Annotated in this window: 13 protein-coding genes and 1 pseudogene; 6 read left to right on the top strand and 8 right to left on the bottom strand. The window is 73.8% G+C overall.

The window, feature by feature from the left end; genetic code table 11:
* Nucleotides 1–226: pseudogene (locus tag Mco01_RS23405) on the top strand (hypothetical protein); the annotation flags it as partial.
* Nucleotides 227–272: 46 nt separating this feature from the next.
* Here the strand turns inward: Mco01_RS23405 and Mco01_RS23400 are convergent.
* The 7 genes from Mco01_RS23400 to Mco01_RS23370 all read right to left on the bottom strand — a co-directional run bounded on the left by Mco01_RS23400 (nucleotide 273) and on the right by Mco01_RS23370 (nucleotide 7957).
* Nucleotides 273–1067, bottom strand: coding sequence for a class I SAM-dependent methyltransferase (locus tag Mco01_RS23400; RefSeq protein ID WP_204059051.1), 795 nt, complete (start codon nucleotides 1065–1067; stop codon nucleotides 273–275).
* A gap of 70 nt (nucleotides 1068–1137) precedes the next feature.
* Nucleotides 1138–2433 (bottom strand): M20/M25/M40 family metallo-hydrolase, encoded by a 1296-nt coding sequence (locus tag Mco01_RS23395; protein ID WP_204059050.1) that lies wholly within the window; start codon nucleotides 2431–2433, stop codon nucleotides 1138–1140.
* Nucleotides 2430–4280, bottom strand: a complete 1851-nt coding sequence (locus tag Mco01_RS23390) for a dipeptidyl-peptidase 5 (RefSeq protein ID WP_239103859.1) — start codon at nucleotides 4278–4280, stop codon at nucleotides 2430–2432. The genes Mco01_RS23395 and Mco01_RS23390 overlap by 4 nt, the downstream gene beginning before the upstream one ends.
* Nucleotides 4277–5395 carry a C39 family peptidase gene (locus Mco01_RS23385; protein WP_239103858.1) on the bottom strand — a complete coding sequence of 373 codons (1119 nt, stop codon included), beginning with the start codon at nucleotides 5393–5395 and terminating at the stop codon, nucleotides 4277–4279. Before Mco01_RS23385 ends, Mco01_RS23390 begins: the two co-directional genes overlap by 4 nt.
* Before the next feature lie 135 nt (nucleotides 5396–5530).
* Entirely contained in the window at nucleotides 5531–6892 is a 1362-nt protein-coding gene (locus Mco01_RS23380) for a sensor histidine kinase (RefSeq protein ID WP_204059048.1), read from the bottom strand.
* Nucleotides 6889–7560, bottom strand: a complete 672-nt coding sequence (locus Mco01_RS23375) for a response regulator transcription factor (protein ID WP_204059047.1) — start codon at nucleotides 7558–7560, stop codon at nucleotides 6889–6891. The genes Mco01_RS23380 and Mco01_RS23375 overlap by 4 nt, the downstream gene beginning before the upstream one ends.
* Nucleotides 7561–7570: 10 nt before the next feature.
* Nucleotides 7571–7957 (bottom strand): hypothetical protein, encoded by a 387-nt coding sequence (locus tag Mco01_RS23370; protein ID WP_204059046.1) that lies wholly within the window; start codon nucleotides 7955–7957, stop codon nucleotides 7571–7573.
* Between the two features lie 259 nt (nucleotides 7958–8216).
* Here Mco01_RS23370 and Mco01_RS23365 point away from each other — a divergent pair, with 259 nt between their 5' ends.
* On the top strand, nucleotides 8217–8582 hold the full coding sequence (locus tag Mco01_RS23365; RefSeq protein ID WP_204059045.1) for a hypothetical protein: 366 nt from the start codon (nucleotides 8217–8219) through the stop codon (nucleotides 8580–8582).
* A 34-nt stretch (nucleotides 8583–8616) separates the two neighbouring features.
* On the opposite strand, the gene Mco01_RS23360 is transcribed toward Mco01_RS23365, so the two are convergent.
* Entirely contained in the window at nucleotides 8617–9744 is a 1128-nt protein-coding gene (locus Mco01_RS23360) for a DUF5925 domain-containing protein (protein ID WP_239103857.1), read from the bottom strand.
* A gap of 247 nt (nucleotides 9745–9991) precedes the next feature.
* Between Mco01_RS23360 and Mco01_RS23355 the strand changes: the two genes are divergently transcribed.
* From Mco01_RS23355 to meaB, 4 genes are all read left to right on the top strand, one after another.
* A complete protein-coding gene (locus Mco01_RS23355; RefSeq protein WP_239103856.1) occupies nucleotides 9992–10693 on the top strand; it encodes a peptidoglycan recognition protein family protein in 702 nt (233 codons plus the stop codon).
* Between the two features lie 72 nt (nucleotides 10694–10765).
* Nucleotides 10766–12586 (top strand): methylmalonyl-CoA mutase family protein, encoded by a 1821-nt coding sequence (locus Mco01_RS23350; RefSeq protein ID WP_204059043.1) that lies wholly within the window; start codon nucleotides 10766–10768, stop codon nucleotides 12584–12586.
* Nucleotides 12583–14730 (top strand): methylmalonyl-CoA mutase, encoded by a 2148-nt coding sequence (gene scpA, locus Mco01_RS23345; protein WP_204059042.1) that lies wholly within the window; start codon nucleotides 12583–12585, stop codon nucleotides 14728–14730. The genes Mco01_RS23350 and scpA overlap by 4 nt, the downstream gene beginning before the upstream one ends.
* Entirely contained in the window at nucleotides 14727–15704 is a 978-nt protein-coding gene (gene meaB / locus Mco01_RS23340) for a methylmalonyl Co-A mutase-associated GTPase MeaB (RefSeq protein WP_204059041.1), read from the top strand. Before scpA ends, meaB begins: the two co-directional genes overlap by 4 nt.
* Nucleotides 15705–15842: the final 138 nt, after the last annotated feature.

Genomic DNA, 15842 nt, shown 5'->3' with positions numbered 1-15842 from the left:
GGCGGATGTGTTGATCGTTGCTGAGCCGATGGCACACATGTCTGGTACGAACGGTGGTGCGGCAGGTGGGGGGGTGGTCATACGGCTGGTTCCGGACGCCGAGGCGATCGAGGCGTTCGGTCCGAGCATCACCGACCGGGCCACCTGGGCACCCGCATATCAGGCCGGCCTCAGGCAGGCTTCCGACGCCGCCGAGCGTATGAGGGCAAGCTCCGTGATCATGTGATGGGGTCCCGGAGCCGTTGGTCACCTAGCCGGGGCGGGGGCGGCGCTCAGACGCGGCAGAGGATCTCGCCGTGCAGGATCGACAGCCAGCCGTCGCCGGCCTCGGCCCACTCCAGCCACCCCTCGGAGATGCGCCCGAGGTCGCCCTCCGTGGCGGCGCCCATGGCGAGCGCCTGCCTCGCGACGGCCGAGTGCAGGATCCGGTCCGCCCACATCGCGCCCCACCAGGCCCGATCCTCAGGCGTGGCGAAGCACCAGGTCGACGAGCCGGGCGTGACGTCCGTGAAGCCGGCGGCGCGGGCCCACGACAGCAGCCGCCGCCCCGCGTCCGGCGCGCCGCCGTTGCTCTCCGCGACCCGCAGGTAGAGCGCCAGCCAGTCGTCCAGGGCCGGGATCCGCGGATACCAGGCGAAGGCCGGGTAGTCGCTGTCGCGCGCCGCCACGAGGCCGCCCGGCTCGGTGACCCTGCGCATCTCGCGCAGCGCCAGCACCGGGTCGCCGACGTGCTGGAGCACCTGGTGGGCGTGGGCGACGGAGTACGTGGCGTCGGGGAAGGGGAGGGCGTGCACGTCCGCGACCGCGAAGGCGACGTCGCCGGCGCCGGCGGCCGCCACTCCCTCGCGGGTGAGCTCCAGGGCGTCCGCCGTCACCTCGGTGGCCGTCACGTGTCCCGTGCGCGCCGCCAGTCCGGCGGTGATCGTGCCGGGACCGCTGCCCACGTCGAGGACCGTCATGTGCGGCGTGAGATGCGGCAGCAGGTACGCGGCCGAGTTCTCCGCCGTACGCCATCGGTGCGAGCGCAGCACCGGCTCGTCGTGGCCGTGGGTGTAGACGGCATCCATGGGAACCCCCTCGTTCTCCTCCGATGCCGTGGAACCTACCGCCTCATCTCATCATGAGAGAAGTAACGTCTCACATAGTGGAATCGGTGGATTCGCCCGACAGCAGCCGGTCGAGCACGCGCACGCCGAACTCGAGGCCCTCAACCGGGACGCGCTCGTCCACGCCGTGGAACATGCCGAAGTAGTCGAGGTCCGGCGGCAGGAAGAGGGGGGCGAAGCCGTAGCCCCTGATGCCGATCCTGGCGAACCACTTCGCGTCCGTGCCGCCCGTCATCACGTACGGCACGGGGCGGCCGCCCGGGTCCTCGGCGAGCAGGGCGGCGGTGAGGTCGTCGAACAGGCCCTCGGCGGGGGACGACACGGCCTCCTCGAAGCTGACGAACTCCCGGGTGACCTTCGGGCCGAGCAGCCGGTCGACGGTCTCCAGGAACTCGTCGCGCTGCCCCGGCAGGAACCGGCCGTCCACGTGGGCCTCCGCGGTGCCGGGGATCACGTTGACCTTGTACCCCGCGTTGAGCATGGTCGGGTTGGCCGAGTCGCGCAGCACGCCGCGGAACAGGGCGGCCGCCCGGGGGACACGCCGGATCTCCTCCTCCAGGCGGTCGACGTCGATCGGCGTGCCGAGGGCCCGCGACAGCTCGTCGATCAGCCGCGCCACCTCCGGCGTGAGCCGTACGGGCCACCGGTGGTCGGCCAGGCGGGCCACCGCCCGCGCGATCTCAGCGACCGGGTTGTCCACGGCCGGCTTGGATCCGTGGCCGGCGACGCCGCGGGCGGTCAGGCGCATCCAGGCCGTGCCGCGCTCCCCGACGGCCACCGGATATATCCGGACGTCGCCCTCGTGCCAGGTGAAGCCGCCCGACTCGCTGATGGCCTCGGTGCATCCCTCGAACAGGTCGCGGTGCCGCTCGATCGCGTGGCCGGCGCCGTACGCGCCGGTGGCCTCCTCGTCGGCGAGGAACGCCAGCACGAGGTCGCGCCGGGGGCGCGCGCCCCTGCGGGCGTTCTCGCGGGCCCAGGCGAGGGTCATCGAGAGCGTGCCCTTCATGTCCACCGCGCCCCGGCCGTGCACGCAGCCGTCCGCGATCTCCCCGGAGAACGGGTGCACCCGCCACTCGGCGGGGTCGGCCGGGACGACGTCGAGGTGGCCGTGGACGAGCAGCCCGTCGGGGTCGTCTCCCGGGACGCGGGCGACGAGGCTGGTGCGGCCCGGCGCCGACTCGAACACGTGGGGCTCGATCCCCACCTCGTCGAGGAGCCCGGCCACGTACTCGGCCGCCCGTCTCTCGCCGGGGCCGTCCCCGCCGCCGTCGTTGGTCGTGTCGATCCGCAGCAGCTCCGAGCAGATCTCGGCAACCTCGGTCATGCCGTCCCCTCCAGGGTGAGCGGTGGGACCTCGGGCGTCGGGAACCCGAAGATCAGGCCGTAGAACGCGAGCTCGGCCTCCAGGACGCGGACGATGGTCGGCTCGCGCCGCCACCCGTGCTGTTCCCCGGGGAAGGTGAGGCACGCCCAGCGGCCGCCGTGGCGGGCGAGCGCGGCGGCGAACCGCTCCGACTGCGACGGGTCCACGACCTTGTCCTCCAGGCCGTGCATGAGCAGGGCGGGCCCGGAGGCGCGGGCGGCGTGCAGCTCGGGGGAGCGGTCGAGGTAGCGCTGCCGGGTCTCGGGCAGCGGGCCGATGAGCCCGTCGAGGTACCGGGACTCGAAGTCGTGGGTCTCCGCCGCCCAGCCCTCGGGGTCGGAGATGCCGTAGTGGGAGACCGCCCCGCAGAACACGTCGCTGTGCACCAGGGCGGCCAGCGAGGTCCAGCCGCCGGCGCTGCCCCCGCGGATCGCCACCCTGCTGGCCCGCCCGGTGCTCGTCAGCCAGCGCGCCACGGTCTCGCAGTCGCGGACGTCGACGACCCCCCAGTTGTGCCGCAGCCGCTCCCGGTAGGCCCTGCCGTACCCGGTCGAGCCGCCGTAGTTGACCTCGGCGACCCCGATGCCCCTGCTGGTGAAGTACGCCACCTCCAGGTCGATCACCGGCGGCGCCGAACTGGTCGGACCCCCGTGCACGAACACGACGTACGGCGCGGGCCCGTCCGCGGACGGCGGGTAGACGTGGGCGTGCACCCCGTCGACCGTCACGGCCTCGGGGCGCGGGATCAGCTCGGCCGGGGGCAGCTCCTTCCGCGGGGACAGGACCTCGCGCGTCCCGCTTTCCAGGTCCACCCGGACCACCTCGTACGGCCGGTACGGCGAGGCGGCCACCCCGACGACGCTCACTCCGTCGGAGGACAGGGCGGGGGCCCAGTAGGTGTAGTCGCCGCCGACGTCGCGGATAGGGGCGCCGGGCGCGGGACGGTCGATCACGCCCAGCCGGCGCTCGTCGGCGGTGCCGTACATGGCGACGATCCGCTCGCCCGCGAGGGCGAAGAACGTCGCGCCGAGCTTCCAGGTGGCGTCGCCGAACTCCAGCGGGAGCGGCGTCAGGTTGGTGGCCGTGCCGTCGAGCCCGATGTGGTGGATGTTCCACCAGCCGTCCGGGTCGGCGACGGCGTACAGCCCGTCGTCGTCGCGCCACTCGGCCTGCACGATCGAGGCGCCGGAGGCCACCACCCGGCACGGGCCGCCCTCCACCGGGGCGACGCACAGCTCGGTGGCGTCCCACGGCATGTCGGGGTGGTTCCAGCCGATCCAGGCGATCTGCCGCCCGTCGGGCGAGATGCGCGGATTCATCAGGAAGTGGTGGGTCCGGATGACGCTGCGCGGCGGCGAGCCGTCCAGTGGTACGGCGATGATGTCGCGCGTCACGTCGTGGCCCTCGCCGACCTCCCGGACACACCACACCTCGTCGCCGTGGACGACCAGGTCGCCGTACCGGGCCGGGCCCTCGGGCGTCAGCGGGACCGGGTCGCCGCCGGGCTCGCAGAGGTGGATGCGGCCGTCGGACCAGTCGGTGAAGACGAGCCTCCCCCGGTGGACCCGCCACGAACGGCCGCCGTACTCGATCACGCGGTTGCGGGCGTTCCAGCCCGGCGGGAGGACGTCCTCGATCGTCCCGTCCGGCCTCCGCCGCACGACGCAGCGGCGGCCCCCCTCGTGCGGCCGCGGCTCGTCCCACCAGACCTCGGGCCCGGCGTCCCGCGGGCCTCCGGCGCGTTCCGCGATCTCCACCCACAGCGGTCGGTCGTCCATGCGTGCCACGTCGACGGCTCGGATCGTCACCAGTTTCCCTCGGAGGTCGGAAGCGGAATGTCCGGGGGGTGGACGACGTGCGCGATCCCCCCGCTGCCCGTGGCCCGCAGCCACACGTGCTCGAACGCGGCCCTCGGATAGACCCGCCGGACGCCGGCGTCGGCCGGCGCGGCCGGGTCGTTGGCGATCACGTCGCCGTCCCGGGTGAACCCCGTGACGACCATGATGTGACCGCCCGTCGAGTAGCCCGAGCCGGGAAGCTCGTGCTCACGGAACGACTGGGAGGTGATCACCGGGACCCCCGCGACGATGAAACGCTCCACCTCCGCCAGGGAGCGCAGCCGGGTGACGAAGCCCTCCAGGCCGTACCGCCCGGCGTAGGCGACGCCGAACGGCCAGTTGCCCGTGCCCTGGTAGCTGTGGTCGTACATGTCGCGGGCGGCGTGGTCGACGGCTGGGCACGGGTCGTCGGCCGGCACCCAGGCCAGGTCGGCCGGCGCGGGCCCGCGGCCCCAGTAGTCCAGCACCATCGTAAGCGACGCCGGGCTGCACCATGACGCGCCGCCGCCGTCCCATTGCGGAAAGTGCCCGTCGTGGAGCTTCTGCGACCGCCGGGGCACGTCGAGCTCGATCGGGACCCGGCTCGCCGCCGACGCCGCCGGAGGGCCGGGGTGCGCGGCCACGGCCGACGCCATGACGCTCATGGAGCGGACCCGGCCGCCCTCGCCGTACAGCGTCGCGCGGAGCCGGTAGGCGACCACCGGGCGGGCGGCGACGAAGGTGTCCACGGCCACGTCGCCGTCGTCGTCGCCCTGGCCGGGCAGGGAGGTGCGGTGGACGTCGGCCCCGGTCTCCGCCCACCGGCCCATGACGTACCACTTGGTCAGCGCGCCCCCGGCCGTGCGGGCCTGGATCTCGACCTCCAGCCACGCCCCCGGCGGCGCGTCGGCCGTCCAGGAGGGGACGAGCTCGGTCGCCGGGAAGCCGATCTCACGCTCCTCGGAGGTCCACCGGACGTACGGCCAGGTCCGCTCCCCGCCGTCCCCGAAAGGGTCCAGGTAGACCGCCGCCCCGGTCTCGCGGCCGTCCACGGCCCACCGGTGGAGGACGACACGGCTCAGATCGGCCGACAGCAGCGTGACCACCTCGCCGATTGTTGTTTCCGGCCTGTTGCGGCACATCGGATGGTTTACGTATCCGGCACATGGGACGGTACGGCATCCGTGAGGCGCCGCTCACCGGTCGTCGGCGAGGGCGGCGGCCGATCCGGACGCCGCCGTTCAGCCCTCCGCGGGAGGCGCCTCCGCCGGAAGCGGGGGGAGCGCCAGCGTCAGCCGGGCGCCCCGCCGGCTCGGGGCCAGGGCGGCGGTTCCGCCGTGGGCGGCGGCGATCTGGCGGACGATGGCCAGGCCGAGACCCGAGCCCGGCCGGGAGCGGGCGGCGGCCGAACGATAGAAGCGGTCGAAGACGTAGGGCGCGTCGGCGTCGTCGATGCCCGGGCCCTCGTCCTCCACGGTGACGGCCCCGTCGCGGACACGGACGTGGACCGCGCCGCCCGGCGGGCTCCACTTGACCGCGTTGTCGAGCAGGTTGCCGACGGCGCGCTCCAGGGCGTCGGGATCGCCGAGGACCAGCGTCGCCTCGCCGTCGACGGCGAACCGCAGCCCCGGGGCCCGCGCGGAGGCGCGCTCCACCACGTGGGCGGCGAGCAGGTCGAGCCGGACGTCCTCCAGGTGCGCGGACGATCCGTAGCGGGCCAGGTCGAGCAGGTCGCCGATGAGGACCCCGAGCCGGCGGGCCTGCTCCCGGGCCGTCCCGACCAGCTCGGGGGCGGCCGGGTCGGCCAGGCCCTGCCCGTCGGCCAGCAGGTCGAGGTCGGTGGTCAGGCTGGTCAGCGGGGTGCGCAACTCGTGCGACGCGTCGGCGACCAGGCGCCGCTGGGCGGTGACCGAGTCCTCCAGCTCCGCCATCATCGCGTTGAACGCGCCGGCCAGCCGGCCGATCTCGTCGTCGCCCCGTACGGCGATGCGGGCCGACAGCTCCTGGGTCGCGGCGACGTGCTCGATCGTCTCCGTCAGCCGCGCCACCGGGCGCAGCACACGGTCGGCCGCCAGCCGGGCCACGACGAGCGCCAGGGCCCCGCCGGCCGTCGTGAGCACGACCAGCAGGACGCCCAGCCTGCCGAGTGTCGCGGTCGCGTCCGACCGCGGCCGGGCGATGCGGACGAGCGAGCCCTCCGTCTGGGGGACGGGCGCCGTGTAGACGCGGTAGTCGACCCCCCGGAACGAGACGTCCTGGAAGTACGGCCGGTCGCGCAGGCGGGCGACGTCGGCGTCCCGCTCGGTGACCGGGATGAACGCGTCGGTGGGCCCCGGTTCCACCGGCGGGGGGACGAACTGGAGCTGGATGCTCCCCACGCTCACCATGCCGGTCGATCCCGCCGGAGCCGACCCCTGCTCGGTGGTCTTCTGCTTCAGCCGGTCGAGGATCTGCGGCGAGTTCGCGGCCGTCTGGATGAGCGACAGGTCGATCTGGTCGCGGAGCCTGCTGCCGATCGCCGGATACAGGATGAGCGAGGCGACCAGCAGCGCGCAGAACACGACCGCGCCGCCGGCGAGCCCGAGACGCGTCCGCAGGCTCACGGCTCCTCCCGCAGCACGTACCCGATGCCGCGCACGGTCTGGATGAGCCGGGGCCCGCCCCCCTCCTCCAGCTTCGCGCGCAGGTAGCTGAGGTGGACCCACAGGGCCGTCGAGCCGCCCGTCCCGTCGTACCCCCAGACCGACTCGTAGATCATCTCCCGGGTGAGGACGCGGCGGGGGTTGCGCAGGAACAGTTCGAGGAGCGACAGCTCCGTGCGGGTCATCGCGAGGGCCCGGCCGCCGCGGGAGGCGCGCTGCTCGGTCGTGTCCAAGGAGACGTCGGCGAACCGCAGCACCTCCCTGGTCGCCCCGCTCCGCCGCAACAGCGCGCGCAGCCGCGCCCGCAGCTCCTCGAGGGCGAACGGTTTGACCAGGTAGTCGTCGGCCCCGGCGTCGAGCCCCGCGACCCGGTCGACGACCAGGTCGCGGGCCGTGAGCATGAGAATCGGGGTGTCGTCGCCGCGTCGCCTGAGCCGTTTGCAGACCTCGAGGCCGTTCGGCTCCGGCATGAGGACGTCCAGGACGATCGCGTCGTGCCGTACCCGGGAGAGCCGGTCGAGCGCGCTCAGCCCGTCGGCCGCCTCGGTGACCGCGTAGCCGTCCCTGCGCAGCGCATGAGAGAGCGACCGCCGTACGGCGTCGTCGTCGTCGACGATCAGAACTCTCATGTCCCCCAATTCAGCCCATCTTCTTCAGCGTGTCCACTGCCGCCGCCAGCTCGTGCGCCGTCTTCCCCACGCTTTCTGCGATCGCGATGAAGGCCGGGTCGGCGGGGCTGAGACTGTCGTCGTTCGCGGCCGCCAGCTGCTCGAGCCGGCCGCCGACGTCGTGCGCCTGCGCGCCGCTGATCCCGAGCTCGGAGGCGAGGATGCCGATCCTCTCCTCCGTGAAGAACGTCTCCTGCCGGGGGGCGACGCCCTGGTCGGCGGGCTTGGCGTCCTTGCCCGCGTGGCTGCCGGCGACGGGGTTCGTGGGGCCCGCCGAGGTGGCGAGGGCGATGCCGGACCCGCCGGCGACCACCGCCGCCGCCGCGCCCGTGACGAGCAGCCAGGTCTTGATCCGCATGTCGGTTCTCCTTGGTCGTGGTGCCGATGACCCAAGGAGACCGTCCCGAGTTTCAGCGCCACGTCGCCCGACCTTCAGATCACCTTAAGCCTCGCGCCCTCGAATGGACCGGCTGATGAGGGGATGGCGGCGCTCATCGCCGGCGTAGCGGGCATGGTCAATGCCGTGGTCATCCGATCCCAGGTGCGGCTGAGGAGAATCGGGCCGGGGGGCCCGCGGACGACGAGTAGGGTGCTGCCGGGGAAAGGACTCCGAGACGATGACCCAGCCCGGCGACTACGGCCTTCCCGGCTCGCTGGCCCGCGTGCTCGCCGACGTGGCCGCCGAACGCGCCGCCCAGGATGCCATGTGGGGCTTTCAGGAACACGCCGACGGCACCGGGCCGGAGAACACAGCTGACGCCGACCGGGCCAAGCTCGCGGTCGCCGATGCCGCCGCCGAAGGCCGCCTGACGTGGCGTCACATCCTGCACGAGGAGGTCCTCGAGGCGTTCGCCGAGGACGACCCCACCCGCCTGCGCGGGGAACTGGTCCAGGTCGCCGCCGTCGCCGTGAAATGGGTGCAGGCTCTGGACCGGCGTGCCGGGCCCACCCCTGAGTCCATCGCGCCCGACCGCCTCCCCTGATCAGGGGCCGCCGCGGACGGGGCGACCGGTCCGTTCAGAGGTAGAGGCCGGTGGAGGCGGGGGGCCCGGGGGGCCCGGCCGGGCGGCCCTCGCGCAGCGCGAACAGCTCGGCCAGGGTGGCGCCCGCGGGGCCGACGCGGCCCGGCTCGCCGAGCCACTCGGCCGCCTGCGCGGCGTCCAGCGGCCCGACCTCGATCTGCGCGAGGCACCGCCCGGGCCGTACGACGGCGGGGTGGAGCCGGCCGAGCTCCTCGTTCGTGGTGACGGCCACGAGGACGTCCCGGCCCTGGCCGAGCAGGCCGTCGGTCAGGTTGAGCAGCCGGGACAGGCCCTGGCCCGTCGACTGCTTCGCCTCACCGCGGATCAGCTCGTCGCAGTCCTCCAGGACGAGCAGGCGCCACCGCTTCTCCTCGTCCTCGTCGTCGCCGTCCCAGCCGACGGCGACGTCCATGAGGTACCCGGGGTCGCTGAAGAGCAGCTCGGGGTCGAGCACACAGTCGACCTGGCACCACGGCGCCCACTCCCGCGCGAGCGTGCGCAGCAGCGTGGTCTTGCCGGTGCCCGGCGGCCCGTGCAGGAGCAGCAGGCGGCCCGTGACGTCCGCCGCGCGGACGGCCATCAGCCCGTCCAAGGCGGGCGCGGCCGTGCGGGAGTAGTTCCCGCGGATCCGCTCCCACGGCGTCGTGGTGATCGGCTTCTCCGAGCGCTGCGGCCCGCGGCCCGACCGCCACCAGAAGCCCATGGTGACGTGGTCCTCGCCCGCCGTGGTCTCCTCGGCGCCCTTCGTGGCCTCCTCCAGCACCGCGCCGGCCAGCTCCTGGGTGACGGCCGTCGCCGTCACGAGGGCGGCCCGGTTGGCGTAGCGGACCACGCGCAGCGTCCAGCCCTCGCCGGCGATGAGCCGCGACTCCATGCCGTTGACGTGCTGGGCCACCCGCAGGACGCGGCCGCCCTCGGCGGTCATCACGGCGTCGGCGCGGACGCGGTCGATGGTGGCGCTGCGCGAGAAGGGCTGCTCGCCCGTCGCGAACGGCGATAGGGCCAGGGCGTCGATGACGTCGGCCGGGCTGTCGCCGTCGTCGAGCCACATCCGCATGGGCAGCGGCTCGCGGGCGGGCCTGGGGGATTCGGCGGAGAAGTCGACCTCCTTCACAACGGACATGAGACCATGATCCTGAGGTCAGAACGGCATGTCGACGGATTTACCGCCCGGTGCACCTGATACCTCCGTTTGAACCTATCAATCTCGGTAAAAAGGGCGTAGCTGTTCGATCGTTCCCACTACGCTCAACTGTCCCAGCGTCAGGTCCCCCCGGAGATTCCCTGTGGCCATCGATCTCGTCTCCCGCGCTGCATGGGGCGCGCGTGCCCCGAAGGGTTCGTACTCGCCGCTCAGCTCCACACGAGGCGTGAAGGTGCACTACACCGGCGGCCGGGTGGATCCGAAGATCGTCGACGACCACGCCCTCTGCGTGGCCATGGTGAAGTCGATCCAGAACTTCCACATGGACGGCAACGGCTGGCTCGACATCGGCTACAGCATGGTCGCCTGCCCGCATCGCAAGGTGTTCGTGGGACGCGGGCCGGGCCACCTGCCGGCCGCCAACGGGCCCGGCCTCAACTCCGGCCACTACGCGGTGCTCGGCCTCGTGGGCAACGCCGGGCTCGTCCAGCCGACCGACGGCATCCTCGACGCGATCCTCGACGCGGTCGAGTACCTGCGGGACAAGGGCGGCGCCGGCCGTGAGATCAAGGGCCACCGCGACGGATACTCCACCGACTGCCCCGGCGACGCCCTCTACGCGTGGGTCAAGAAGGGCGCCCCGCGGCCCGGCAGCAGCAGCGGCGGCGGCGGCACGACCGAGCCGCCGCCGTCCTCCGCGCCGGCCTGGCCGGGACGGCTGCTGCGCTATCCGCCGGTCACCAGCGGCGACGACGTGCGCGCCTGGCAGCAGCAGATGAAGAAGCTGGGCTACGACATCACGGCCGACGGGGACTACGGCCCGGCGTCCAAGGCGGTGTGCGTGAAGTTCCAGCGGGACAGGCACCTCGACGCGGACGGCGTCGTGGGCCGCCTCACCTGGGACGCCGCCTTCGCCGCCACCTCCTGACTCCGGGCCCCCGGACACGCCGGTGGGACCCCGGGGAGCGGTGCCCGGACGGTTCCGCCTAGCATCCGGTTCATGACGGTGCCGCCTGTTGACCTCGCCGATCCCGCCCCGGACTTCCCCGCGGCCACGCGGGACCAGTGGCGGGCGCTCGCGGCCGGGGTGCTGCGCAAGTCGGGGTGGGAGGGGCCGGCCGAGGAGGTCGAGCAGGCCCTGTCCACCACGACGTACGACGGCGTCACGGTCGCCCCGCTCCACGACGCGGACGACCTGCCGGCCGCCCCCCGCCTCGTGCGGGCGGCCGGACCCTGGGACGTCCGGCAGCGGCACGCCGACCCCGATCCGGCCGCCGCCCGCGAGGCCGTCCTGGCCGACCTGGAGAACGGCGTCACGTCGATCTGGCTCGACCTGACCGCGATCGACCCGGCCGCGCTGCCCGCCGTCCTGCGCGGCGTCCACCTCGACCTCGCGCCGGTCGTCCTCGACGCCGGCGCCCGTACGGCGGAGGCGGCGGAGATCTTCCTCGGCCTCGTCGGGGACACGGCGCCGCCCGGGGGCAACCTGGGCGCCGACCCGATCGGGCTGGCAGCCAGGACGGGCGGGCCGGCCGACCTCGCCCCGGCCGCGGACCTCGCCCGCCGGTGCGCCTCCGGCAGGCCCGGGCTGCGCGCGATCACGGTCGACGCGCTCCCGTACCACGACGCCGGCGGGTCCGACGCGCAGGAACTGGGGTGCTCGATCGCGACCGGGGTCGCCTACCTGCGCGCGCTGACCGGCGCCGGGCTGACGGTCGCCGAGGCGCTGGGGCAGATCGAGTTCCGTTACGCCGCGACCGCCGACCAGTTCCTCACGATCGCCAAGCTGAGGGCCGCCCGGCGGCTGTGGGCCCGGGTGGCGGAGGTGGTCGGCGGCCCGGGGACGCAGGTCCAGCACGCGGTGACGTCCTCGGCCATGATGACCCGCCGGGACCCCTGGGTGAACATGCTCCGCACCACCCTGGCCTGCTTCGCCGCGGGGGTGGGCGGGGCCGACGCGGTGACCGTGCAGCCGTTCGACGCCGCGCTCGGCCTGCCCGACGCGTTCGCCCGCAGGATCGCGCGCAACACGCAGTCGCTGCTGGTCGAGGAGGCGAACGTCGCGCGGGTGGCCGACCCGGCCGGCGGCTCCTGGTACGCCGAGCGGCTCACCGCCGACCTGGCCGCCCGGGCCTGGGAGTGGTTCCGGGAGATCGAGCGGGCCGGGGGCATGCCGGCGGCGCTGGAGCGCCTCGTGCCCGAGCGCCTGGCCGCCACCCGGGACGCCCGGGCGGCGAACCTCGCCCGCCGCCGCGACCCGATCACCGGGGTCAGCGAGTTCCCCGACGTCCACGAGCGGCCGGTGACGCGGCGGCCGGGCGCCGGGCTCGCCCGGCCCGCCGCCCATGGAGAGAAGGCGGGGGAGCGGGCCGGCGGACAGGGCGGCGGCCTGCCCGCCGTCCGGTACGCCGAGGAGTTCGAGGCGCTGCGCGACCTCGCCGACGCGCTGCCGGAGCGGCCCGTCGTCTTCCTCGCGACGATCGGCCCGGTCGCCGCGCACACGGCGCGGGCGTCGTTCGCCGCCAACCTGTTCGGGGCGGGCGGGATCGCCACCGTGAGCGGCGGCCCGGGCACCGACCCGGCGGCCGTCGCCGCGGCCTTCCGCGACGCCGGCACCCCCGTCGCCTGCCTGTGCTCCAGCGACCGCCTGTACGGCGAGCACGCCGCGGCTGTGGCCGTCGCGCTGCGGGAGGCCGGGGCGAGGAAGATCTGGCTGGCCGGGAAGGGCGACTATGAGGGGGTGGACGCCACCTTGTACGCCGGCTGCGACGCGCTCGACGTGCTCCGGACGACGTTCGACGACCTGGGAGTGACCCGATGATTCCCGATTTTTCAGGAATTGAGCTGGAGTCGGAGGCGGGAGCCGTACCGGCCCTCCCGGAGGGCGGCGAGACCTGGGAGACGCCGGAGGGCATCGCAGTCCGGCCGCTGTACACGGCCGCGGACCTCGGCGAGGCCGGCCCGCTCACGACGTACCCCGGCATCGCGCCCTACCTGCGCGGCCCGTACCCGACCATGTACGTCACCCAGCCCTGGACGATCCGCCAGTACGCGGGGTTCTCGACGGCCGAGGAGTCGAACGCGTTCTACCGGCGCAACCTGGCTGCCGGGCAGAAGGGCCTGTCGGTCGCCTTCGACCTGGCCACCCACCGGGGTTACGACTCCGACCACCCCCGGGTGGCGGGCGACGTCGGCATGGCGGGGGTGGCGATCGACTCGATCTACGACATGCGGCAGCTGTTCGACGGGATCCCCCTCGACCGGATGAGCGTGTCGATGACCATGAACGGCGCCGTGCTGCCGATCCTGGCGCTGTACATCGTCGCCGCCGAGGAGCAGGGGGTGGCGCCCGACAGGCTGGCCGGGACCATCCAGAACGACATCCTCAAGGAGTTCATGGTCCGCAACACCTACATCTACCCGCCCGGGCCGTCGATGCGGATCATCTCGGACATCTTCGCGTACACCTCGACGAGGATGCCGAAGTTCAACTCGATCTCCATATCCGGCTACCACATCCAGGAGGCCGGGGCCACCTGCGACCTGGAGCTGGCGTACACGCTGGCGGACGGCGTGGAGTACCTGCGGGCCGGGCTGAGCGCGGGCCTCGGCATCGACGCGTTCGCGCCGCGGCTGTCGTTCTTCTGGTGCATCGGCATGAACTTCTTCATGGAGGTGGCCAAGCTCCGCGCCGCCCGCCTGCTGTGGGCTCGGCTCGTGAAGGGGTTCGGCGCGAAGGACCCCAAGTCGCTGTCGCTGCGCACCCACAGCCAGACCTCCGGGTGGTCGCTCACCGCCCAGGACGTGTTCAACAACGTCGCCCGCACGTGCGTGGAGGCGATGGCCGCCACCCAGGGGCACACCCAGTCGCTGCACACCAACGCGCTCGACGAGGCGCTCGCGCTGCCGAGCGACTTCTCCGCCAGGATCGCCCGCAACACCCAGCTGCTGCTGCAGCAGGAGTCGGGCACCTGCCGGGTCATCGACCCCTGGGGCGGCTCCTACTACGTGGAACGGCTGACGCACGAGCTCGCGCGGGCCGCGTGGGGCCACATCCAGGAGGTGGAGCGCGCCGGCGGCATGGCCCGGGCCATCGACCAGGGCCTGCCGAAGCTCCGCATCGAGGAGGCCGCCGCGCGCACCCAGGCCCGCATCGACTCCGGCCGTCAGCCGGTCATCGGGGTCAACACGTACCGGCCCGAGGCGGACGAGCCGATCGAGGTCCTCAAGGTCGACAACACGGCCGTGCGGAACCAGCAGATCGCCAAGCTCCGGCGGCTGCGCGAGGAGCGGTCGGCCGCGGCGGTGACCGAGGCGCTGGAGGCCCTGACCAAGGGCGCGGCCGGGGGCGACAACCTGCTGGAGCTGGCCGTGAACGCCGCCCGCGCGAAGGCTACGGTCGGGGAGATCTCCGACGCGCTGGAGAAGGTCTTCGGCCGGCACGCCGCGGAGATCCGTACGATATCGGGGGTCTACCGGGCGGAGGCGGGCGACGGCGTGGACGTGGTCAGGCGGGCGTGCGCGGCGTTCGAGCGGGCCGAGGGACGCCGCCCCCGCATCCTGGTGGCCAAGATGGGCCAGGACGGCCACGACCGCGGTCAGAAGGTGATCGCCAGCGGCTTCGCCGACCTCGGGTTCGACGTGGACGTGGGCCCGCTGTTCCAGACGCCCGAGGAGGTCGCCCGGCAGGCGGTCGAGGCGGACGTGCACGTCGTCGGGGTGTCGTCACTGGCGGCCGGTCACCTGACCCTGGTGCCGGCGCTGCGGGCGGCACTCGACGAGCTGGGCGCGGCCGACATCATGATCGTGGTCGGCGGCGTGATCCCGCCCGGCGACATCGAGGAGCTGCGCGCCGCCGGGGCGTCGGCCATCTTCCTGCCCGGGACCGTGATCGCGGACGCCGCGCTGGAGCTGCTGCGGGACCTGTCCGCCCGGCTCGGCCACCCCTCAGCCACGGCGCCGTGACCGGCGTCGCGCCCGAGGACTATCTCCACGGCGTGCTGGCCGGCGACCGGCGGTGGATCGCCCGCGCCATCACCCTGGTGGAGTCGACCAGGCCCGATCACCGGGAGGCGGCCCAGCGGCTGCTCGTCGAGCTGACCCCGCACGCCGGCAAGGCCCGGAGGGTGGGCGTGTCCGGCGTGCCGGGGGTCGGCAAGTCGACGTTCATCGAGGCGCTCGGCACCCGCCTCACCGCGGCGGGGCAGCGGGTGGCGGTGCTGGCCGTCGACCCCTCATCGCGCCGGTCGGGCGGCAGCATCCTGGGGGACAAGACGCGCATGGCCCGCCTGGCCGCCGACCCCCGGGCGTTCATCCGGCCCTCGCCCACGGCGGGCACGCTCGGCGGCGTCGCCAAGGCCACCCGCGAGGCGATGGTCGTGGTCGAGGCCGCCGGGTACGACGTGGTGCTCGTCGAGACGGTCGGGGTCGGCCAGTCGGAGACCGCCGTGGCCGACATGGTGGACACCTTCCTGCTGCTCACCCTGGCCCGTACGGGCGACCAGCTCCAGGGCATCAAGAAGGGCGTGCTGGAGCTCGCCGACGTCATCGCGGTGAACAAGGCCGACGGCGAGCACGAGACGGCCGCCCGCCGCGCGGCCCGCGAGCTGTCCGGGGCGCTGCGGCTGCTGCGCTCCGACACGCCGGTCCTGACCTGCAGCGGGCTGACCGGCGCCGGTCTCGACGAGCTGTGGGCGCAGGTCGTCCGCCACCAGGAGGGCCTGGACGTGGACGCCCGGCGGCGCCGGCAGCAGGTCGAGTGGACCTGGGCGCTCGTCAGGGACCGGCTGCTCGCCCGTCTGCAGGAGCGGACCGCCCCGCTCGCGCCCGGCATCGAACGGCAGGTCCTCGACGGGACCCTGACGCCCGCGCTCGCCGCCGACCGGATCCTCGCCGCCTTCCTCGACGGCCTTGACGGCGCCGGGGACCGAGGCGAGTAGAGCCGAGTCATGTTCGGGAGATTCCCTTTCCTCCCGGGTGACAGATATCGCTACCGCCTGCGCCGCTGATGCACGATTGCACGTTTCCGCTGCGTACCCGCGTGTGACGATGGCCGCGCTCTCCGGCGAGACGCCCGG

The organism is Microbispora corallina (assembly GCF_016863035.1).
In the GTDB taxonomy this organism is placed as follows: domain Bacteria; phylum Actinomycetota; class Actinomycetes; order Streptosporangiales; family Streptosporangiaceae; genus Microbispora; species Microbispora corallina.
This window is presented reverse-complemented; position numbering and strand designations above follow the sequence as displayed.

Bases quoted from the DNA above. Each gene is read 5' to 3' on its own strand.
- Mco01_RS23395 (WP_204059050.1), bottom strand. From the start codon at position 2,433: ATGACCGAGGTTGCCGAGATCTGCTCGGAGCTGCTGCGGATCGACACG.
- Mco01_RS23365 (WP_204059045.1), top strand. From the start codon at position 8,217: ATGACCCAGCCCGGCGACTACGGCCTTCCCGGCTCGCTGGCCCGCGTG.
- scpA (WP_204059042.1), top strand. From the start codon at position 12,583: ATGATTCCCGATTTTTCAGGAATTGAGCTGGAGTCGGAGGCGGGAGCC.
- Mco01_RS23350 (WP_204059043.1), top strand. From the start codon at position 10,766: ATGACGGTGCCGCCTGTTGACCTCGCCGATCCCGCCCCGGACTTCCCC.
- Mco01_RS23370 (WP_204059046.1), bottom strand. From the start codon at position 7,957: ATGCGGATCAAGACCTGGCTGCTCGTCACGGGCGCGGCGGCGGCGGTG.
- Mco01_RS23360 (WP_239103857.1), bottom strand. From the start codon at position 9,744: ATGTCCGTTGTGAAGGAGGTCGACTTCTCCGCCGAATCCCCCAGGCCC.
- Mco01_RS23400 (WP_204059051.1), bottom strand. From the start codon at position 1,067: ATGGATGCCGTCTACACCCACGGCCACGACGAGCCGGTGCTGCGCTCG.
- Mco01_RS23375 (WP_204059047.1), bottom strand. From the start codon at position 7,560: ATGAGAGTTCTGATCGTCGACGACGACGACGCCGTACGGCGGTCGCTC.